20 protein-coding genes are annotated in these 21299 nt (G+C 61.7%); 11 read left to right on the top strand and 9 right to left on the bottom strand.

Features of this window, described 5'->3' with window-relative positions:
- Positions 1-7: 7 nt before the first annotated feature.
- Both urtB and AACW30_RS25110 read right to left on the bottom strand, forming a co-directional pair.
- On the bottom strand, positions 8-925 hold the full coding sequence (gene urtB, locus AACW30_RS25115; protein WP_053256607.1) for an urea ABC transporter permease subunit UrtB: 918 nt from the start codon (positions 923-925) through the stop codon (positions 8-10).
- A gap of 721 nt (positions 926-1646) precedes the next feature.
- A complete protein-coding gene (locus tag AACW30_RS25110) occupies positions 1647-2477 on the bottom strand; it encodes an IclR family transcriptional regulator (protein WP_200623721.1) in 831 nt (276 codons plus the stop codon).
- A 241-nt stretch (positions 2478-2718) separates the two neighbouring features.
- Here AACW30_RS25110 and AACW30_RS25105 point away from each other — a divergent pair, with 241 nt between their 5' ends.
- From AACW30_RS25105 to AACW30_RS25075, 7 genes are read left to right on the top strand one after another with little or no spacing between them, the layout of a single operon-like run.
- On the top strand, positions 2719-3747 hold the full coding sequence (locus tag AACW30_RS25105; protein ID WP_106579702.1) for an ABC transporter ATP-binding protein: 1029 nt from the start codon (positions 2719-2721) through the stop codon (positions 3745-3747).
- Positions 3744-4589, top strand: coding sequence for an ABC transporter permease (locus AACW30_RS25100; RefSeq protein ID WP_200623720.1), 846 nt, complete (start codon positions 3744-3746; stop codon positions 4587-4589). Before AACW30_RS25105 ends, AACW30_RS25100 begins: the two co-directional genes overlap by 4 nt.
- Before the next feature lie 4 nt (positions 4590-4593).
- Complete coding sequence (locus AACW30_RS25095) at positions 4594-5388, top strand: ABC transporter permease (RefSeq protein ID WP_124417750.1); 795 nt, start codon at positions 4594-4596, stop codon at positions 5386-5388.
- Positions 5388-5678 (top strand): (2Fe-2S)-binding protein, encoded by a 291-nt coding sequence (locus AACW30_RS25090; RefSeq protein WP_106579699.1) that lies wholly within the window; start codon positions 5388-5390, stop codon positions 5676-5678. The genes AACW30_RS25095 and AACW30_RS25090 overlap by 1 nt, the downstream gene beginning before the upstream one ends.
- Positions 5675-7018, top strand: coding sequence for an FAD/NAD(P)-dependent oxidoreductase (locus AACW30_RS25085; protein ID WP_179608466.1), 1344 nt, complete (start codon positions 5675-5677; stop codon positions 7016-7018). The genes AACW30_RS25090 and AACW30_RS25085 overlap by 4 nt, the downstream gene beginning before the upstream one ends.
- Positions 7015-8112 (top strand): NAD(P)/FAD-dependent oxidoreductase, encoded by a 1098-nt coding sequence (locus AACW30_RS25080; RefSeq protein ID WP_179608469.1) that lies wholly within the window; start codon positions 7015-7017, stop codon positions 8110-8112. The genes AACW30_RS25085 and AACW30_RS25080 overlap by 4 nt, the downstream gene beginning before the upstream one ends.
- Before the next feature lie 14 nt (positions 8113-8126).
- On the top strand, positions 8127-9158 hold the full coding sequence (locus AACW30_RS25075; protein ID WP_179608471.1) for an ABC transporter substrate-binding protein: 1032 nt from the start codon (positions 8127-8129) through the stop codon (positions 9156-9158).
- A gap of 25 nt (positions 9159-9183) precedes the next feature.
- On the opposite strand, the gene nadE is transcribed toward AACW30_RS25075, so the two are convergent.
- The 3 genes from nadE to AACW30_RS25060 form a co-directional block, all read right to left on the bottom strand.
- Positions 9184-9996 carry an ammonia-dependent NAD(+) synthetase gene (gene nadE, locus AACW30_RS25070; protein ID WP_200623719.1) on the bottom strand — a complete coding sequence of 271 codons (813 nt, stop codon included), beginning with the start codon at positions 9994-9996 and terminating at the stop codon, positions 9184-9186.
- Between the two features lie 77 nt (positions 9997-10073).
- On the bottom strand, positions 10074-11312 hold the full coding sequence (gene pncB / locus AACW30_RS25065) for a nicotinate phosphoribosyltransferase (protein ID WP_200623718.1): 1239 nt from the start codon (positions 11310-11312) through the stop codon (positions 10074-10076).
- Positions 11313-11323: 11 nt separating this feature from the next.
- Positions 11324-11971 carry a nicotinamidase gene (locus AACW30_RS25060; RefSeq protein ID WP_200623717.1) on the bottom strand — a complete coding sequence of 216 codons (648 nt, stop codon included), beginning with the start codon at positions 11969-11971 and terminating at the stop codon, positions 11324-11326.
- A 146-nt stretch (positions 11972-12117) separates the two neighbouring features.
- Between AACW30_RS25060 and AACW30_RS25055 the strand changes: the two genes are divergently transcribed.
- Positions 12118-12810: an NUDIX hydrolase gene (locus AACW30_RS25055; RefSeq protein WP_106579640.1), complete on the top strand. Its 693-nt coding sequence runs from the start codon at positions 12118-12120 to the stop codon at positions 12808-12810.
- Positions 12811-12948: 138 nt separating this feature from the next.
- On the opposite strand, the gene AACW30_RS25050 is transcribed toward AACW30_RS25055, so the two are convergent.
- A complete protein-coding gene (locus AACW30_RS25050) occupies positions 12949-13722 on the bottom strand; it encodes an L-iditol 2-dehydrogenase (protein WP_124417757.1) in 774 nt (257 codons plus the stop codon).
- Between the two features lie 18 nt (positions 13723-13740).
- Positions 13741-15051 (bottom strand): ABC transporter substrate-binding protein, encoded by a 1311-nt coding sequence (locus tag AACW30_RS25045; protein WP_119736023.1) that lies wholly within the window; start codon positions 15049-15051, stop codon positions 13741-13743.
- Positions 15052-15261: 210 nt separating this feature from the next.
- Between AACW30_RS25045 and AACW30_RS25040 the strand changes: the two genes are divergently transcribed.
- The 3 genes from AACW30_RS25040 (at position 15262) to AACW30_RS25030 (ending at position 18342) form a co-directional block, all read left to right on the top strand.
- Entirely contained in the window at positions 15262-16200 is a 939-nt protein-coding gene (locus AACW30_RS25040) for an AraC family transcriptional regulator (protein WP_169366981.1), read from the top strand.
- A gap of 154 nt (positions 16201-16354) precedes the next feature.
- Positions 16355-17302 (top strand): nucleoside-specific channel-forming protein Tsx, encoded by a 948-nt coding sequence (locus tag AACW30_RS25035; protein WP_169366982.1) that lies wholly within the window; start codon positions 16355-16357, stop codon positions 17300-17302.
- Positions 17303-17316: 14 nt separating this feature from the next.
- Entirely contained in the window at positions 17317-18342 is a 1026-nt protein-coding gene (locus tag AACW30_RS25030) for a purine-nucleoside phosphorylase (protein WP_106579635.1), read from the top strand.
- Between the two features lie 125 nt (positions 18343-18467).
- Here AACW30_RS25030 and AACW30_RS25025 read toward each other — a convergent pair whose 3' ends face one another.
- Positions 18468-18803 carry a DUF6124 family protein gene (locus AACW30_RS25025; RefSeq protein ID WP_119736030.1) on the bottom strand — a complete coding sequence of 112 codons (336 nt, stop codon included), beginning with the start codon at positions 18801-18803 and terminating at the stop codon, positions 18468-18470.
- A gap of 1535 nt (positions 18804-20338) precedes the next feature.
- Positions 20339-21298, bottom strand: a complete 960-nt coding sequence (locus AACW30_RS25020; protein WP_200623716.1) for a quinone oxidoreductase family protein — start codon at positions 21296-21298, stop codon at positions 20339-20341.
- Position 21299: the final 1 nt, after the last annotated feature.

The raw sequence follows: 21299 nt of genomic DNA, 5'->3' as shown, positions 1-21299 counted from the left end.
CTCGCCTCTACTTGCGCACTTTGATGGAGAACAACCCTTGCGGGCGCAGCATCAGGATCAGAATTACCGAGGACAACGTGAGTACCTTGGCCATCGAGCCACTGAGGAAAAACTCCGACAGCGATTGGGTCTGGGCGATCACGAACGCCGAGGCGATGGTGCCGAACAGGCTCTGCGCACCGCCAAACACCACCACCAGGAAGGTGTCGACGATGTACTGCGAACCCGCCGTCGGCCCGGTGGAGCCGATGGTGGTAAACGCCGCGCCCGCGACACCGGCGACGCCGCAGCCGAGGGCGAAGGTCATGCGGTCGACCTTGCGCGTATTGATCCCCACTGCGCGGCTCATGAGACGGTTCTGCACGGTGGCGCGCACCTGCAGGCCCCAGCGCGAGCGGTACAGCATCAGGAAGATCGCGGCGGTCAGCAGCAGGGTCAGGCCCATCATGAACAGGCCGTTGCGCGGGATTTCGATGGCATCGGTGAAATTCACCGAGCCCATCAGCCAGGCCGGCGGTTCGGCGCTGACTTCACGTGCGCCGAACACCGAGCGAAAGGTTTGCTGCATCACCAGGGACAACCCCCAGGTGGCAAGCAAGGTGTCCAGCGGACGCTTGTACAAACGGCTGATCATCGCCCACTCCACCAGCCAGCCGACGGCACCGGCGACGAGGAATGACAGGGCAATGGCGAAGAAAAAGTAATACGGTTGAAAGCTCGGCGCAAAGTGCGCGGTGAGGCTGGAACACACGTAGGTGGTGTAGGCGCCAATGGTCAGGAACTCCCCGTGCGCCATGTTGATCACGCCCATCTGGCCAAAGATGATCGCCAGCCCCAATGCCATCAGCAACAGCACGCAGAACACGGACAAACCGTTGAACCCCTGCATCGCCGCGATGGCTCCAAATTCCGATAGCCATTCCATGATGATGGTCTCCTGAGCGGGAGGTTGAAATGCAATCTGCTGTTGATTTATGTGGGAGCTGGCTTGCCTGCGAAGGCATCGACTGGTTATGCCTGATACACCGAGTTGTCTGCATCGCAGGCAAGCCAGCTCCCACAGAAAAGCAAAAGTACTGCGGTGGTGGAGGCTGCACTCGGTCAAATTGTGGGAGCGGGCTTGCTCGCGAAGGCGGTGGGTCAGTGACACATGAGCTGACTGACACACCGCCTTCGCGAGCAAGCCCGCTCCCACATTTGGAGCTCTGTGCATCAGATAGAAGCGCGTTGCTGTGCTGTTGCTGTGCTTTTGCTTTTACCACTCAGATCGGCTACCAGGCCGCCGTGCTCTGCTCTTGATCTGCTTTTGACTTTGATCTGACAGGCCCCGTCAACCACGCTGGCCGAACGCCGGCTTGAATCCGTGGGTAACCCGGCAGGACGCCGGGTTAGCCGCGTTGGGCCATGGATGGCCCGTCGCGGCGGCCCACGGATTCAAGCCGGAGTGAGGGCACACCGAGCCTAAGCGAGGGGCCGAGTGGTGGGGCACAGACCTTTTGGTTACTTTTGGCTGGGCCGGCATCCCGGGCGTTTGCCAAAAGTGACCCGCTGTAAGAGCGGAACCCTAAGTAGCCGTTACCGCAGCAACGGATACGCACTCATATCTACCAAAACCACCCACGGCCTTCCGTCGGCAACCACCCAAGCTACCCACCAAAAGTCTGCGAAGGCCGGCGCAACGTCGGATCAAACGGATTAATCCTCGGCCCGATCGCCGCCGCCTCACGCTTGAGCAACTCCACCACCATCGGCAACCGGCTAGGCCCCAGACGATCACTGATCGTCGCCACACTCAACGCCGCCACCGCATACCCCTCCCGATTCAAAATCGGCACCGCCAACCCCGCCATGCCTTCCAGCACGCCGGTGTTGCGCGCGGCATACCCCAGGCTGCGCACATTCTCCACCTCCGAACGCAGCAGCACCTCGTCATACAGGTGAAAATCCTTGAGCCGAGGCAAGTTGTAGCGAATCACCGTCTCACGCTCCTCCTGCGGCAAGAACGCCAGAATCGCCAAACTGCCCTGCCCTACGCCCAACGCCACACGCCCGCCAATATCCCCGGTAAAAGTGCGGATCGGGTACGGCCCTTCGCTGCGGTCCAGGCAGACCGCATCAAAACCACTGCGTGCCAGCAAAAACAGCGAATCACCCAACGACGCACTCAAGCGCAACATGCTCGGCCGCACCAGGTCGCGCAGGTTGCCGGTCTTGCCCGCGTTCGCCGCCAGCGCGAAGAACTCCAGGCTCAGGCGATAACGCTTGCTGCGCGCGTCCTGCTCGACCATCCCCTCGTCCATCAGGCTGCGCAACAGGCGATGGGTGGTGGGCTGCGACAGGCCCACCTGCTGCGCCAGTTGAGTCACGCGTTCGCCGCCTTCAGGCACCTCGCCCAATGCACGCAACAGCGCGAACACCCGCGACACACTGCCCGAACCCACTTCTTTGCCGCTGTCATTCCGCTCAGTGGAATCCATATCACATAATCTCGGCGTAAATTCTGCTGAATGAATAAATTTGAAAATAATAGTTCGTTGAGTGAAATTCCATCTTCCGCCCATCCTAGTCTTCGTCCTAATCTGCGTCCACAGGGGCGAAATGAACAACAAACGGCAGCCGACTCGAGATCGAGCGCCAGCGCACCCGCAACACTCTTTTCGCATCTGCCCAAAACAAAAAAGCGCGTTTCGACGCGACTCAAAAAGGTGGAACGCAGACATGGCTTTTCTCCAACTCAACGCCTTGAGCAAACGCTACGGCGCCGTCGACGCGGTGGTCGCCACTGACCTTGCGGTCGAAAAAGGCGAGTTCGTTTCCCTGCTCGGTCCCTCGGGCTGCGGCAAAACCACCACCCTGCAAATGATCGCCGGCTTCGTCGACGTGAGCGGCGGGCAGATCCTGCTCGACGGCCGCGACATCACCCACGCCAAACCCGCCAGCCGTGGCCTGGGCGTGGTGTTCCAGAGCTACGCGCTGTTCCCGCACATGACCGTGCGCGACAACGTCGCCTTCGGCCTGAAGATGCGCAAAGTGCCGGCCGCCGAAATCGCCAGCAAGGTCAAGACCGTGCTGGAACTGGTGCGCCTGGCCCCGCACGCCGAGCGCTACCCGCGTGAGCTCTCCGGCGGCCAGCGCCAGCGTGTAGCGCTGGCCCGCGCGCTGGTGATCGAGCCGCCGGTGCTGCTGCTCGATGAACCGTTATCCAACCTCGACGCCAACCTGCGCGAGGAAATGCAGTTTGAAATCCGCCGCATCCAGTGCGCCGTGGGCATCACCACCTTGATGGTCACCCACGACCAGGCCGAAGCGCTGTCGATCAGCGACCGCGTGGTGGTGATGCAGGCCGGACGCGTCACGCAGATCGACGCACCCTACAAGCTCTACGAACACCCACGCACGCGCTTCATATCGGACTTCGTCGGCAAGGCCAACCTGCTGCCGGGCGACTACGACGAACTCGGTACCCCACAAGTGCGCCACGCCAGCGGCGACGGCGAGCTGACCCTGAGCCTGCGCCCGGAAAAAATCACCTTGGTGGCCGCAGGCAGCGGGCGCGTGCAAGGCAAGGTCCTCGACAGCTACTTTTTCGGCAGCCAATGGCTGTACCGCGTCCACACCTCGCTTGGAGAAATCACCGTGGTGCGCAGCAACGACGGCAGCGCGCCGCTCGGTTGCGGCGCGGCAGTCGGCCTGGACTGGCACGCCGGCCTGCTGCGCGTGCTGGCGGCGGATGAGGTGCGCGCATGAGTCGGGGTTATCTGCTGTCGTTGCCGGCCCTGGCGCTGTTCACCGGGCTGTTGATTTTGCCGCTGGTGATGACGCTGGTGCTGTCGTTCAACGTGTTCGACTACCAGGTGGGCGTGAAGGCGGATGAATGGACCTTGGCGCATTACCTGTCGCTGTTCAGTGATGCGTACTTCTATGAAATCTTCTGGCGCACCTTCTGGATCAGCGCGCTGGTGACCTTGCTGTGCGTCGTGATCGGCGTGCCCGAGGCTTACATTCTGAGCCGCATGGGCACGCCGTGGCGCTCGATCTTCCTGATCCTGATCCTCACGCCGTTGCTGATTTCGGTGGTGGTGCGCGCCTTTGGCTGGAGCCTGTTGCTCGGCGCCGACGGGCTGGTCAACCAAGTGATCCAGGCCCTCGGCGGGCGCCCGGTGAAACTGCTGTACACACCGTTTGCGGTGATCATCGCGCTGGTGCACGTGATGCTGCCGTTCATGATCATTCCGGTGTGGACCTCGCTGCAAAAACTCGACCCGTCGGCAGAACAGGCGGCGCTGTCACTCGGCGCCAGCCAGGCCACGATGATGCGCAAGATCGTGTTGCCGCAGGTGATGCCCGGCGTGCTGTCCGGCACGTTGATTGTGTTCGGCCTGGCGGCCAGCTCGTTTGCGATCCCCGGCCTGCTCGGCGGACGCCGCCTGAAAATGGTCGCCACGGTGGTGTACGACCAGTACCTCTCGGAACTCAACTGGCCCATGGGCGCGACCATCGCGGTGGTGCTGCTGTTGGTCAACCTGCTGATCATGCTGAGCTGGAACCGCATGGTCGAAAGCCGCTACAAAAAGTCCCTGGGGGTTTAAGCGCATGTCCAGAAACGGTCCTTTGGCGCTCGGCTTTCATGGTGTGGTGGTGCTGTTCATGATGGCGCCGCTGGTGGTGGTGTGCCTGGTGGCCTTCACCCCGGAAAACACCTTGAGCCTGCCGACGTCGGGCTTCTCGCTGCGCTGGTTTCGCGCGGTGTTCGAGCGCGCCGACTTTATCCAGGCGTTCTATAACAGCCTGATCCTGGCGTTTACCGCCGCTACCCTGGCCACGCTGATTGCAGTACCGGCGGCCTTGGCCATCAGCCGTTATCAGTTCCCGGGGCGCAACTTTTTCAGTGCATTGTTCCTGTCGCCAATCATCATCCCGCACCTGGTGCTGGGCGTGGCGATGCTGCGTTTGTTTGCGCTGATGGGCGTAAATGGCAGCTTCACCTGGCTGATGCTCGCCCACGTGGTGATCATCACCCCGTACGTGCTGCGCCTGGTGCTGGCAGCGGCAATCGGCATTGACCGCAGCGCCGAACAGGCGGCGCAGTCGCTGGGGGCCAGCCGCTTTACGCTGTTTCGCCAGATCACCCTGCCGATGATTCTGCCCGGTGTGGCCGGCGGCTGGTTGTTGGCGTTCATCAACAGTTTCGATGAAGTGACGCTGTCGATCTTCGTCAGCTCGCCGGCCACGCAAACCCTGCCGGTGCGCATGTACGTGTACGCCACCGAGTCCATCGACCCGATGATGGCGGCGGTGTCGGCGCTGGTGATTGCGCTGACCGCAGCAACCATGATTCTGCTCGACCGGGTCTACGGCCTGGACCGCGTGCTGGTGGGGAAACATTGATGGCGCTGTTCAAACGATTGGCCGAAACCCAGCGCCCGGCTGTGGCCTTCACCCTGGATGGGCAACCCGCTACGGGCTTGCTCGGCGACACGTTGCTGACCGCCGTGCTGACCTGTGCCGAGCACCTGCGCGGCAGCGATTTCAGCGCCGAGCGCCGGGCCGGGTTCTGCCTGATGGGCGCTTGCCAGGATTGTTGGGTGCGGCTGCAGGACGGGCGCCGCGTGCGCGCCTGTGCGACGTTATTGGAAGAAGGCCAGGCGATCAGCCGCGATCCGGGGCGCCAAGCATGAAGCCGATTGTGATTGTGGGCGCAGGCCCGGCCGGCATCAGCGCGGCGCGCACCCTGCTCGACCACGGCGTCACGCCGTGCCTGGTGGATGAAAGCCTGCGCGGCGGCGGGCAGATTTACCGGCGCCAACCGGCCAACTTCCAGCGCTCGGCCAAGCAGCTTTACGGGTTTGACGCCAGCAAGGCCGAGGCCGTGCACCGCACCATGGATGAGCTGGCACCTTTGATCGACTACCGGCCGCAAACCCTGGTGTGGAACGCCGAGGACGGGCGCCTGGATATGCTCAACAACGGCCGTGCCGAGAGCGTCGAGTACGCGCAACTCATCGTCGCCACGGGCGCCACCGACCGCATCCTGCCGGTGCCCGGCTGGACCTTGCCCGGCGTCTACAGCCTGGGCGCGGCGCAAATCGCCTTGAAGTATCAAGGCTGCGCCATCGGTGAGCGCGTGGCGTTTTGCGGCAGCGGACCGTTGCTGTACCTGGTGGCGTATCAATACGCCAAGGCTGGGGCCAAGGTGGTCGCGGTGCTCGACAGCGCACCCTTCAGCGCGCAATGCCGCGCCTTGCCTGCATTGCTCGGGCAACCGGCGACGCTGGCCAAGGGTGTGTATTACCGCGCTTGGCTCACGGCCCATGGCATTCCCGTGCACCAGGGCGCGACGCTCACGCAGATCGACGGCGAACAACGGGTCAACGGTATTCATTGGGGCGAGCACACGGTGGAATGCGATGCCGTGGCCTTCGCCCATGCTTTGCGCAGCGAAACACAGCTGGCGGATTTGCTCGGCTGTGAGTTTGCCTGGAACAGCTTGAACCGCGCCTGGCTGCCACAACGCGACAGCGCCGGGCGCAGCAGTGTCCACGGCGTGTACCTGGCAGGCGATGGCGCCGGAATCATGGGCGCCGACGCGGCGCAGATGGCCGGTGAGCGCGCTGCGTTGGCGGTATTGGAAGACGCTGGTATGGCCACTGATCATCGCCGCATCGCCTTCCTGGAACAGCAACTGGCGAGCATCCAGCGCTTTCGCCACGGCCTGGAAACCGCATTCCCCTTCCCCGAACACTGGGCCGCGCAGGCGCCGGATGAATTGATGCTGTGCCGCTGCGAAGAAGTCAGCGTCGGCGAGGTGCGCGCAGTGGTGGATGAAGGCCACTGGGAAATCAATCGGGTCAAAGCCCATTGCCGCGTCGGCATGGGCCGCTGCCAGGGCCGCATGTGCGGGCTGGCAGCGGCGGAGATTGTCGCCGAGCGCAGTGGCCGCGGGATTGAACACGTCGGGCGCCTGCGCGGCCAGGCGCCGATCAAGCCGCTGCCGTTTGGCGTAGAGGTGCAGCCATGATCGACGTGATCGTGTTGGGCGGCGGCATCGTCGGCGCTTCGGCGGCCTTGATGCTGGCGCAAAAAGGTCAGCGCGTAGCTTTGGTAGAGCGCGACTTTTGCGGCTCGCATTCCAGCGGCGTCAACTACGGCGGCGTACGCCGTCAGGGTCGGCCATTGCATCAATTGCCGCTGTCGCAGCGCGCCCATCAGTTGTGGGCCGACTTGCCGGGGCTGATCGGCATCGACGGCGAGTACGTGCGCTCCGGGCATTTGAAGTTGGCGCGCAGCCATGCCGATTTTGCCGCGCTGCACACCTATGCCGAGCAAACCCGAGGCTTTGGGCTGGGCTTGCAGTTGTTGGATCACGCGCAGCTGCGCGCGCGATTCCCTTGGGTCGGCGATATCGCGGTCGGCGCTTCATTGTGCCCTGAAGACGGGCACGCCAACCCGCGCCTGGTGTCGCCCGCCTTTGCCCGCGCCGCGCAGCGCCAGGGTGCTGAGGTATACGAGCAGGCCGAAGTGATGCGCATCGAACATGACGGCCAGCGGTTCCAGGTGCACTGCGCCAACGGCCTGCACCTGCAAGCGCCGTGGCTGCTCAACTGCGCCGGCGCCTGGGCCGGGACCGTCGCCGCGCAATTTGGCGAACCGGTGCCGATCACCTCGGCGCACCCGGCGATGCTGGTGACCGAGCCGTTGCCGGTGGTGATGGACGTGAGTACCGGCGTCGAAGGCGGCGGCATTTATGCGCGCCAGGTCGCCCGTGGCAATTGCATTCTTGGCGGCGGCCGGGGCTTTGCCCTTGGCCCGCTGACGGCGCGTCCGGGGCAGGCGGCGGTGCTGGAGATTTTGCGCAACGCCGGCGAGTTGTACCCGTTTCTCAAAGGTGCCCAGGCGATACGTACCTGGAGCGGCACCGAAGGTTACTTACCCGATCACGAACCGGTGATCGGCCCCAGCGGCACCCAGCCTGGCCTGCTTCACGGTTTCGGCTTTGCCGGCGCCGGGTTCCAGCTCGGCCCTGCGGTCGGTGAAGCCCTGGCAGAGATCGTCTGCAGCGGGGCCAGCCGGCAACCCATCGAAGCGTTTTCCATCCGTCGTTTCCAAGCCTGAGAGGAAAAACACCCATGCACACACGTATCGCGCTGTCCTGCTTGTCCCTCACGTTGCTCGCCTCCACCGCGCATGCCGCGCCCACGCTGTACCTGGGCATGAACGGCGGCACCATGGAGCGGGTGTACGCCGACAAGGTGCTGCCCGCGTTCGAGAAAGCCAATAACGTCAAGGTGGTGATCGTGCCCGGCACCTCGTCGGACATCCTCGCCAAGGTCCAGGCCAACAAAGACAACCCGCAAATGCACGTGATGTTCCTCGACGACGGCATCATGTACCGCGCCATCTCCATGGGCCTGTGCGACAAACTTGCACCGAGCGCGCCCCTGGACCAGATACCGGCCAAGGCCAAAATCAAGGACGAAGCCGTGGCGGTAACCCTGGGCGTCACCGGCCTTGGCTACAACGCCAAGATGTTCAAGGAAAAAGGCTGGGCCGCACCCACCTCGTGGATGGACCTGGCCGACCCACGCTTCAAAGACAAGGTGGTGTTCCAGTCCCTGGCCTCCTCCACCTTCGGCCTGCACGGTTTCCTGATGTTCAACCGTATCCAGGGCGGCTCCGAAACAGACGTAGAACCGGGCTTCAAGGCCTGGCCGAAAACCATCGGCCCCAACGTGCTGGAATACATCGCCAGCTCGGCGAAGATTTCCGAGATGGTGCAAACCGACGAGGCGGCGATTTTCCCTCTGACGCCGACCCAGGTGACCACACAGAAACTGCTGGGCATCCCGATGGAATATGCGCAACCCAAGGAAGGCGCCGTGGTGCTCAATGTGGCCGAGTGCGTGATCGCGCGTAACGACCAGCCGGAATTGGCGCAGAAACTCGCAGCTTTCCTGCTGACCGCGCAAGCCCAGGCGCCGGCGTTGGAGGAAGGTGACCAGATCCCGTCGAACCCGACCACGCCGACCACCGATAAAACCCGCGCGCGGGTGGAGGCCATGCAGGGCTACTTGCAGACGGCGATTTCGATTGATTGGGACCAGGTGAATCAGGCGCGGCCGGAGTGGAACGCGCGGTGGAGTCGCTCGATCGAGCGCTGATGATCGTTCCCACGCGTGGGAACGATCACGGGGCAATCGGCAGTGCTCGCTTGTGCGCTGTCTTGCTGTAAGCGCCCTCAACAATCGCCCGCACCCGCTCACTCACTGGCTCGCCCATCAGGTACGCGTCGATCTCTGCATAAGAGCAGCCATAGGCATGCTCATCCAGCTTGCCCGGCGCCAATTCTTCGAGGTCGGCGGTCGGGTGTTTGTGCACCAGGTTCGCGGGAGCGCCGAGGGCCGTAGCCAACAGCCGAACCTGGGTTTTGGTCAGGCCCGACAGCGGTGCCAGGTCGCAGGCGCCGTCGCCGAATTTGGTGAAGAAGCCCATCAACGCTTCGGCGCCATGGTCGGTGCCGACCACCAAACCGTTGTGCAGGTTGGCCACGGCGTACTGCGCGATCATCCGCGTGCGCGCCTTGACGTTGCCTTTGACGAAGTCGACATGCGCGGCGCTGGCTTCGGTCGCGGTGAGGCTGGCCATCAGACCGTCAACGCTGGCGGCGATATTCAAGGTGTCGATGTGATCCGGCTTGATGAAACCCAAAGAGGCCTGGGCGTCGCTTTCATCGGCCTGGGTTTTGTACGGCAGGCGCATGGCGATAAAACGCGCGGCGTAGTCTTCGGCACGCAGTTGCTCCACGGCCAACTGACACAGGCGCCCCGCCGTCAGGGAATCGACACCGCCGCTGATGCCCAGCACCAGCGCCTTGCAACCGGAGCTACGCAAGGTGCTTTTGATGAAAGCGATGCGCCGCTGAATCTCCTGCGGCTCGCCGCCCTTGACGAGCGCGCGGTTAATGTTCAGTTCTTGGGCGATACGTGCCTGAGTTTGCATATCACACCTCTCTATATGACGTGGATTGACCTGTGGGAGCGGGCTTGCCCGCGAAGACGGCGTGTCAGTCAACACCTTCAAGGCTGAGCCACCGCCTTCGGGAGCAAGCCCCCTCCCACAGAAAACACCTTCGCCGCGTACTGTAAAAACGAGGCGTCTTCACAGACGTTCTTGATCGGGTCATCGGAAAACTTCACCACCGGCTCACCGTGCACACGCACCAGTTTCATCACGATGCTCAACGGCTCCACACCCTCGACATCGCAGGCCAAGCTGGTGCCCATGCCGAAACCGAACCTGGCCTTGCCACGGATGTGTCGCAGGATCGGCAGGCATTTTTCGAAATTCAGGCCGTCGGAGAACATCAGGTCCTTGGTCATCGGGTCGATGCCCAGCTGCTTATAGCGCGCCAGGACTTTGTCGGCCCAGACGATGGGATCACCGGAGTCCTGGCGCAGGCCGTCGTAGAGCTTGGCGAAGTACAGGTCGAAATCCTTGAGGAAAAAATCGGTGCTGATGCAGTCGGTCAAGGCGATGCCGAGGCGACCGCGGTATTCGCGCACCCAGTTTTCCAATGCGGCGTTCTGGCTCTCGCGCAGGCGCCCCAGTTGCTGGTGCACCATCAGCCATTGGTGGGCCATGGTGCCGATCAGCGGCAGGTCGAATTCGTAGGCCAGGTGGGCGTTGCTGGTGCCGATGAACTGCCCGGGGAAGTCGCGGCGCATGATGTCCACCACTTCGCGCTGGGCCTTGAACGACAGGCGCCGACGTGTGGAAAAGTCCGAGACGCGCAGGTCGGCCAGCTCCTCACGGCTGAGGTTTTTTTCCAGCCAGTCGAACTTCTGGTAGAGCTTGCGGGTGACGTCTTCCAGGCTCACGTCGGGGTATTTGTCGCGGTTGCGCAATTCGCTGACCAACGCCAGCACCGGCTGCTCGAACATGATGCAGTGCAGCATCGGCCCGACCACGCGGATGTTCAGTTGGCCATCGACCTCGCTGACGTGGATGTAGCGCAGGTTGAAGCGGAACAGGCCCAGGAAGCGCTCGTAATCGGGGGTCAGGTATTCGCGAAAGCGTGGGTTGAACAGAAAACGCAGTTCGCCTTCGCGCATCTGCAGGCCGGCGAGTTTCTCCAGCTCGTCGCGCAATTGCGGAATCAGGTGACCGAGCTTTTCCTTGGCGCGGACGATGAAGTTGTATTCCACGTCGACATTCGGGTGCTGGTGCAGCACGGCCTGCATCATGGTGAAGGTGTAGTAGTCGGTGTCGAGCAAGCCCTGGATTACCGGGGAATCGTAGTCGTAGGCACTTTCCATGGTGTTTCTCCTTAGCGCGTGGCCATCGCGGCCAGTTCTTCGCGGGTGCTGCTGATGACAGCACCGGCCTTGAGCAACTCATTCACCGCCTGTACGCCGCCCTCCTCGCTGATACCTCGGCAGGCCGGCAAATGCACGACCACCTCCAGGCCAGCCTTGAGCAGTTGCAACGCGGTGGTCTTGACGCAGTAATCCAGGGCCAGGCCACCGACGATCACGCGGCGCACGCCTTGGGCGTTCAAATATTCGATGACGCCGGTCGACAGCTTGTCGTGCAGGTCGTGGTAGCAGGCACCGTAGGGGTGCAGATCGGGCTCGACGCCTTTCCAGATGAAGTAGTCGTAGTCATACGGCGTGGGCAATTCGTCCAGCAGCGTAAAACCCTCGGTGCCCGGCACACAGTGGCTGACCCAGGTGACATCGGCGTGGGCCAGCCCGGTGGGTTGCAGCATCTCACTGTGCTGGGTGACCACCCATGGGGCGTGCGGGGTGTGCGCGTCTTTGCTACCGACACGGTGGCCGGCGAGGCTGGCCATGTAGTTGAGTTCGGCACCGATCTGGTCACCGCCCACCACCGGCAATTCGTCGGGGCACAGCGGCGTGAAGCTCTTCTGGGCGTCGACGTCGAATGAAGCAATGGCAGTTCTCAAGAGGGTCATGGTGATTCTCCGGTGGCCTGGAAACAAAAGTACACGTCATGTACTTTCATTGCAAGAAACATTTAGTTATCTATCCTGGAGCAAGTACATGACATCGCTGTTCGATCCGTTAGACTGTGCCCCACCGCTGTTCAGAAGGATGTCACATGCCACTTAGCGCCTACCTCCACACCGTCGACCTGTGCGTGTTGTTCTACTGCCGCGCCTCCGGGGAATTGAAGCTGCTGCTGAACAAGCGCGAAGCCGAGCCGTTTGCCGGGCATTGGGCGTTACCGGGCGTGGTGGTCAACGGCGGCGTGCAAGATCTGAGCCTCAAGGACGCCGTGGAGCGCTTGCGGGCCAGTGATAAGGTCGGCTTTGATCTGGCCTGGAGCGAGCAAGTCGGCACGGTGGGCGATGCGTTTCGCGACCCGCGCTGCTGGTCGTCGTCCACCTACTACCTGGCGATCGTGGCCGATGACGTGGCGTTGGGTGAGCATCAGGCCTGGTTTTCGCTGAATGCAGTGGCCGACGGCAGTATCAAGCTGCCGTTCGACCACAACCTGATCGTCGCCGCCGTGCAGGAGCGGCTGTTGTCCAAGTCGCTGTACAGCAACTTGCCGTTGATGTTTTTGGGCAACGAGTTCAGCGCGCCGCAAGCGACCACGATCTTCTCGCTGGTGCTGGCGCGGCCGGTGTTGAAGACCAGTATTCGCCAGCGTTTGTTGAAGCTGACTGAGGCGGGGTATTTGCGTGAGACGGGGCGCAAGAAGAATGGCGAAGGCGGCAGGCCCCAGGCGACGGTGGAGAACCTGAAGCCTGGGGAAGTGTATTTTTTTGATCGCAGTTTTGCTGACTGACTCGATATCACCAACAATGAAGATCAAATGTGGGAGCGGGCTTGCTCGCGAAAGCAGTGTGTCAGTCACCGGATGGATTAGCTGACCCACCGCATTCGCGAGCAAGCCCGCTCCCACATTTTTGATTGGTGCAAGGCGCTAGTTCATCCAGTTGCCGCCATCGACGTTATAGGTTTGGGCGACTACATAGTCGGCCTCTTTGGAAGCCAGGAAGATAGCCATCCCGGTCAAATCCTCTGCCGTGCCCATGCGCCCGAACGGCACTTCGGCCCCTACCCGCTTCTTCTTCTCGCCCGGCGCCAACCCTTCATGCTGGGCAAACAACGCGTCCACGCCATCCCAGTGCTCGCCGTCCACCACGCCTGGGGCAATGGCGTTGACGTTGATGCCCTGCTTGATCAGGTTCAGCCCCGCCGATTGCGTGAGGCTGATCACCGCCGCCTTGGTCGCACAATAGATCGCCACCAACGGCTCGCCCCGCCGCCCGGCCTGGCTGGCCATGTTGATGATCTTGCCGCCGTGGCCCTGGCTGATCATCTGTCGGGCGGCGGCCTGCAGGGTGAACAGCGTGCCGGCGACGTTGATCGAGAACAGGCGCTCATAGCTGTCGCGGGTAATGTCGACGATGGGCGCCAGGTCAAACAGCGCGGCGTTGTTGATCAGGATGTCGAGCTTGCCGGCATGGGCCACCACGGCGGCAATCGCGGCGTCGATGGAGGCCTGGTCGGTGACGTCCATCGCGACGGCATACGCCTGTGGGCCCAGCTCTGCGGCGGTGGCCAGGGCGCGTTGCAGGTTGATGTCGGCGATGGCTACCGTAGCGCCTTCGGCGATATACGCCTGGGCAAAGGCGCGACCGATGCCGCGCGCCGATCCGGTGATCAGCGCGCTCTTACCTTCGAGTCGTTTCATGGGGCTGTCCTGTAGAAATTATTTCGGGTAGCCGGCGCGTTTCATCTCGCGCTCGGTGGTGGACTGAGCTTCGAGCAGCGCCTGGTCAACCGTCATGCCGCCGGTCAGCGCCGCCGAAAACAGCTTGCCGACCGAGGTGCCGATGGCCTGGAATTCCGGAATGGTCACGTACTGAATGCCCACGTACGGCACCGGCTTGGCCGAGGGGTGCGCGGGGTCGGCGTGCTTCATCATTTCCAGGGTCACCTGGGCAAACGGCGCGGCCTTCAGGTAAGCCTCGCTGTAGGTGGACTGGCGGGTGCCCGGCGGTACGTTGGTGATGCCTTCCTTATCAGCGACCAGTTGGATGTAATCCTTGGACGTTGCCCAGGTGATGAACGCCTTGGCGGCGTCTTTGTGCTTGGAGGTCGCCGGAATCGCCAGGGACCAGGCGTAGAGCCAGGAAGAGCCTTTGTCGGTGACTTCGGTGGGGGCCGCAGCAAAACCTACGTCGTCGGCGACCTTGCTCTGGCTCTTGTCGGTGGTAAAGGAGCCGGCGACGCTGGCGTCGACCCAGATCGCGCACTTGCCGCTGTTGAACAGCGCCAGGGTTTCATTGAAGCCATTGCTGGAAACACCAGGCGGGCCGTAGTTCTTCAGGGTGTTGACGTAATAGTTGGCGGCGGCGGTCCACTCGGGGCTGGTCAGTTCCGGCTTCCACTGTTCGTCGAACCAGCGTGCGCCAAAGGCGTTGGCCATGGTGCTCAGCAGCGCGATGTTCTCGCCCCAGCCGGCCTTGCCGCGCAGGCACATGCCGTATTGGTCTTTGTCTTTGGCCGTGAGTTTGGCGGCGAACTCACCCAGCTGGGTCCAGGTGGGATGCGCGGGCATGCTCAGCCCGGCTTGCTTGAACAGGTCGGTGCGGTAGTAGGTGACCGTACTTTCGCCATAGAACGGCAAGGCGTACAGGGTGTTATCGACCGACAGGCCCTGGCGCACCGATGGGAAAATATCCTCGGCGTCGTAGTCGGCCGGCAGTTGGGTCAGGGGTTCCAGCCAGTGCTTGGCGCCCCATAACGGCGTCTCGTAGGTGCCGATGGTCAGCACGTCGAACTGGCCGCCCTGGGTGGCGATATCGGTGGTGAGGCGCTGGCGCAGCACGTTTTCTTCCAGTACCACCCAGTTGAGCTTGATGTCCGGGTGCTGGGCCTCAAAGACCTTGGACAGCCGTTGCATGCGGATCATGTCGCTGTTGTTGACGGTGGCGATGGTGACGGTGTCGGCGGCATAGCTGGGCAGGGCCAAGGCCAGGCCGGACAGCAGGAAAAGCGCTTGCGGGAGCTTTGACATGGCGGTATCCACCTGTTGTTTTTGTTGTCGAGCGCCGATTACAGCAGCTTGGCCAAGCCCTCACAAACGAATGGCGAATGCGCCACTGATACTTTTTTAACCCAGGCGCGCAGATCAAAAAAGTATCAGTGCCGAGCGAAACCGGGGGTAGCGCAGCCGCTGCCAACGCGGGTATTTTGCTGGAATTCCAGCCGTAAAAGAGGCATCACCATGCCCATCAGCCGCGCCAAACTGTTCGAGCACCGCCCCGCCGAACTCGAAGTCATCCTGCCCGAGCCGGACCACTGCTTTCGCTGGTTCGAACACGACTACCCCTATGACCTGGCGCGCTGGAACCACCACCCCGAGTTCGAAATTCACCTGATCCGCCAGGGCAGCGGCAAGTTGGTGGCCGGCGACTATATCGGCGCGTTCAGTGCCGGGCATGTCGCGCTGATCGGTCCGGACTTGCCCCACGACTGGATCGGCGACCTGGCCCCCGGTGAATACCTGACCGGGCGCGACGTGGTGCTGCAATTCGACGGCGCCGCCCTCCTCGCCCTGCGCAAAACCCTGCCGGAACTCGGCGACCTGCAACCGCTGTTCGAACACGCCCGGCGCGGCCTGCAATTCAGCGGCGACACCGCCGTGCACGCCGCGCGCTTGCTCGAAGACATCGGCAGCGCCCAAGGCCTGCAACGGCTGATCCTGTTCCTGCAACTGCTCGACACCCTGAAAAACGCCCCGGTGCCCAACGTGCAGGCGCTGGCCAGCCCCTGCTACGCCCCCACCCTGGACGCACGCAGCGCCGAGCGCATCAACAAAGCCTTCGATTACCTGATGAGGGAACTGACCGGCGACTTGCGCTTGTCCGTCATCGCGCAACAGCTGGACATGAGCGAGCCGGGCTTCTCGCGGTTTTTCAAACGCAACACCGGCCACGGTTTTATCGACCTGATGCGCAAGTTTCGCGTACAGCGCGCCTGCCGGCTGTTGCTGCAAAGCGACATGTCGGTGGCGGATATCTGTTTTGAAGTGGGCTACGCCAACCTGTCCAACTTCAACCGGCATTTTCGGATCGAGATGAACCAGACGCCGAGCGAGTATCGACGGGAGACGGCGATGCATTTGTTCAACCGGATCGAGAAAATGACACCCAGTCATTTTTGATCAAAGCGTCGACTAATTCTGCTTTTCTCCATTTTATTCAAGCCATTGAGCAAAGTTGGTACAGCCTGTGCAAACGTTTGCGGAACGAACTTGGTAGGCAAGTTCTCCTTTGCCCGAGGAATCGGGTCAAACCGCGTACGAATAGGGATTTTCCATGCACTCCACCTCAAGGCGTCCTGCTTCCTTTGGTGTTTCCTTGCTACTGGCCGCCGTTACGGGAGTACTCAGCGCACCCATTTTGGCGCAGGAAAAACCCGCCGATGACTCAGCACAGGGCGAAACCCTGGCCCCTGAAGCCAGCCCGACGAAAAAAGGCGCGTACCTGTCGGAATGGTTCAACCAGGACCTGACACTGATCGGCAGCAAAGACATCAGCTTCGGCCCCAAACCGCAGGATGACGTGTACCTGGAATACGAGTACTTCGGTCGCAAGGGCCCGTTCGAGTTGTATGGCTATATCGACGTGCCGAAAATTCTCGGTATCGGTAACAGTAATGACAAAGGCGCATGGGACCATGGCTCGCCGGTGTTCATGGAGCACGAGCCGCGCATCTCCATCGACTACCTGGCCGGTCGCAGCCTGGCCATCGGGCCGTTCAAGGAATGGTACGTGGCGTTTGACTGGATCTACGACCACGGCAGCAACAAGTCGAACCGCGCCAACACCCTGTACAGCGGCCTGGGCACCGACATCGACACGCACTCGCGGGTCAACCTGTCGGCCAACTTCTATGGGCGTTACCAGTGGGAAAACTATGGCGCGAGCAATGAATACCAGTGGGATGGCTACCGTGCGCAAATGAAGTACATCGTGCCCATCAGCAAGTTCGACAACGGCGCGTCGCTGACCTACATCGGCTTCACCAACTACGACTTCGGCTCGGACCTGCACAAGGACAACCCGGCACGTACCGCCAATTCGGTGGTGGCCACCAACGTGCTGCTGTACTCGTTCACCCACCTGCGTTTCACCCTGGTCGGCCGTTACTTTCACAACGGCGGCAACTGGGAGGACGGCAGCGAGCTTAATTTTGGCGAAGGCAACTTCCGCGCCCGCTCGGATGGCTGGGGCTACTACGCCGGTGTCGGCTACCAATTCTGATCAAGGAGTATTAGATGAACGCATTAACCCGTCTTTCGCTGGCCGTCGGCCTGGCTGTGTTGCCCCATGTGGTGCTGGCGGACACCGCGCCGATCAAGCCTAAAGTGATGCTGATCACCATGTTTGCCCCCGAGGCGCAAACCTGGATCGATCGCCTGGAACTCAAGCAGGAAGTGCGCGTGCCCGGCCTGTCCGCCGAATACCCGGTGATCCGCTGCAACACCCAGGACGTGTGCCTGCTGGTCACCGGCATGGGCCAAACCAACGCCGCCGCCTCCACCCTGGCATTGGCCTTGTCGCCCAAGTTCGACCTGCGCCAGAGCTATTTCCTGATTGCCGGGATTGCCGGCATCAGCCCCAAACACGGCACCATCGGCACCGCCGCCTGGGCGCATTACCTGGTGGAGTTCGGCACCCAGTGGGAAATCGACTCGCGCGATGCGCCTAAAGGCTGGCCGACCGGATACATCGGCATCAACACCAAAGGCCCGAACGAGAAACCGCCGCTGGACTACAAAACCGAAGTGTTTGAGCTCAACCCCAAGCTGCAAGCCAAGGCATTTGCCCTGTCGCACAAGGTTGAGTTGAGCGAAAGCAAGGAATCCACCGCCTGGCGCAAACACTACCCGGCGGCCCCGGCCAATCAGCCGCCGCAAGTGACCCAATGTGACACCGTGGCCGGCAACACCTGGTTCTCCGGTACACGTCTGAGCGAGCGCGCCGAGGTCTGGACCAAGCTGCTCACCGACAACAAAGGCGAGTACTGCACCACTCAGCAGGAAGACAACTCCACCTATGAAGCCCTGCTGCGCGCCAGCCGCGAAGGGTTGGTGGATATCCAGCGCCTGGCCGTGGTGCGTGCCGGGTCCGATTTCGACCGGCCGTACCCTGGCTACAGCGAGGTGGACAACCTGCTGAAATATGCCGACCAAGGCGGGTTTGTGCCGGCGTTGGAAAACCTGTATCGCACGGGCAATCCGCTGGTACAGGCGATTCTCAAGAACTGGTCCGCCTGGGAAAAAGGCGTCCCCGAAGCCTGATACAAATCAAACTGTGGGAGCGGGCTTGCCCGCGATAGCGATCTGTCAGTCCGAGAGTGGTTGACTGATGCGTCGCCATCGCAGGCAAGCCAGCTCCCACATTTTTTCGACCGTGTTAACAATCCTTATGCCGTCGGATGGGCCACATTCAGCGCCTTATCCACCAACAGCTGCACCCCCTCCAGCATCCGGCAGATGCCCAGCGCGACATTACGTTGCGACCCTTCGATTTCAAACGCCATATGGTGAGCAATCTCGCTGATGGACGCCAAATCCTGGGAAGCATTGACCAGCAAGGTTTCTGTGCCCAGATCGGCGCGCACGGTGAAGAGCCCGTCGGCAGCTTCGGGGATGGGTTTTGCGGGGTTGAGGTAGTGGTTGATCGCGCGGTAGGCCACTTCGTGCAGGGTGCTGGTATCGAAGTCTGGTTGGCCTGGGGGATTTGGGCTGTCTTTGATCATGGTGGAACTCCGTCGACAAGTGGAGCTGCCAACGCTCGCGGTCAAGCGAGTTAAGGTGGCAGCTGTACGCGGGTTGACCGACCGGTTGTCAACGAACCCGGCATACCCAAAGGTATCCCGCGCACAACTGCCGCGACACCATACCTCAGGCATAAAAAAAACGCCTGAGATAGGTACAGGGCGTAGCGTTTCGTTAACAAGGTCGGACGGTCAAATCCGGCCGCTGAATGGGCAGCGACGGCAGTGAGGTTAGTCAACGCCCTTCCGAGCGACAACCTGAAACCCTTGTGGGAAACGTCTGATCGAGCGCGCCTCCTGAAGCCCAATGAAGATCAAAATTTGGGAGCGGGCTTGCCCGCGATGGCGGCCTATCAGGTAAAAATTGTGGGCTGACTCACCGCCATCGCGGCATAGGTTTCTACACATCTTTTTTACGAATTTAGTTCTGTGGGGGTTGCGGAGGCCGCTGGGTACATATCCGTTGTTTGGGTGATGGCGGATATGGGTTCCGCTCTTACAGCGGGTCACTTTTGGAAAAGAGCCCCAAAAGTAACCAAAAGGGCTCTTGCCCCACCACTCGGCACCTCGCTCACGCTTCGGTGTGCCCTCACGCAGGCTTTGGAGCGGGGGCCGCCGCGATGGGCCATCCATGGCCCAGCGCGGCTAAACCGGCGTCCTGCCGGTTTACCCCCGCTCCAAAACCTGCGTTCGGCCAGCGTGGTTTAACGGGGCGCCTAAGATCAAGATCACAAGCAGATCAAGATCAAAAGCCGAGCACGGCGGCCTAGTAGCCGACCTGAGTGGTTAGATCAAAAGCAAGAGCGAGGCGGCCTGACAGCCGACCTGTTCTTGGAAGCTGAACTCGGTTGAATTGTGGGAGGGGGCTTGCCCCCGATGGCGGTGTGTCAGTCAGCTAATTAGTAACTGACACACCGTATTCGCGAGCAAGCCCGCTCCCACATTTTGAGCTCAGTACATCAGGTAGATGTGTGTACTCGGTCAATGTGGGAGCTGGCTTGCCTGCGAAGGCATCAACTGGTTATGCCTGATGTACCGAAGTGTCTGCATCGCAGGCAAGCCAGCTCCCACAGAAAAACAGCTCTGCCTTTGCCCTGTTTTTGCTGTGCTGTTGCCCTGCTTCTGCTTCAACCACTCAGGTCGGCTACCAGGCCGCCGTGCTCTGCTCTTGATCTGCTTTTGATCTTGATCTGACAGGCCCCGTCAACCACGCTGGCCGAACGCAGGCTTGAATCCGTGGGTAACCCGGCAGGACGCCGGGTTAGCCGTGTTGGGCCATGGATGGCCCGTCACGGCGGCCCACGGATTCAAGCCGGAGTGAGGGCATGCCGAGCCTAGGCGAGGCACCGAGTGGTGGGGCAAGACCTTTTGGTTACTTTTGGGGCGTTTGCCAAAAGTGACCCGCTGTAAGAGCGGAACCCTAAGTGGCCGTTACCGCAGCAACGGATATGTACTCAATCTACCCAAACCAAGGTGATGCCATCCCAGGCAAGCCAGCTCCCACATTGGCGAGTGAGTTAAGGCACAAAGATGATCTTGTCCGCACTGCCCGTGTTCACTTCTTCGTAGCACTGCACGCCATCCGCCAACGCCACTTCGCGCAAGCCGGTGGGCAACGGCAACGACCCCTCATCAAAAAAACGCCCGAACTGCTCCAGCATCACCGCGCACTGCTCACAGTTGTAGAGCAACGAGTTGATCCCCACCACCGAACCGCCTTTGCGATACAGCGCCAGAGCCGGCAGTTGCACATGCCCATCCACCGGTGCGGCGATGATTGCAATACGGCCGAACGGCGCCAAACCAGCAACAGACGCCGGCAACCAGAAACCGGTGGTGTCGAAAATCACATCCGCGCCGCCCTTGAACACGGCATTAACCTGCACGCCCAACTCTTCCGGCTTGCCCAGCGTAATTGCCTCAAACCCTTGAGCCTGCAGCACCTCAACCTGATCAGCCTTGCGCACCGCCGCCAGCACCTGCGCACCCCGGATCTTCGCCAACGCCAAGGCCGCGCTGCCGACGGCGCCATTGGCACCAATCACCAACAACCGCGTGCCTTTAACCACACCGCTGCGCTCAAGCGCATCCCATGCGGTGGTATAGGGCACGCCAAGGCTGGCAGCTTGGGCAAAACTCAAATGCGTTGGCTTATGCGCCACACCCTTGGCCGACACGGTGACGTATTGAGCGTGGGAGCCATCGGCGAAAAAGCCGAGGTCGCGCCCGGTGCCCCACACCTCTTGACCGACCAGTGCCTGCGGCCCCTCGACCACAACCCCGGCAAAATCCCGGCCGGGAATACGCGGCAATGTGGTGTATGGGAAACGACCGAGCACGTTCTTGACGTCGCTGGGGTTCAGGCCGGCAGCCTTGATTTGCACCAGTACTTCACCGGCAGCCGGCACCGGCTTGGCGACGTCAACGAAACTCAGGGCGGCGAGGTCGCCGGTGGCGGAAAATTGCAGTGCTTTCATG

This window comes from Pseudomonas sp. MF6747 (genome assembly GCF_963890955.1).
GTDB lineage: Bacteria > Pseudomonadota > Gammaproteobacteria > Pseudomonadales > Pseudomonadaceae > Aquipseudomonas.
This window is presented reverse-complemented; position numbering and strand designations above follow the sequence as displayed.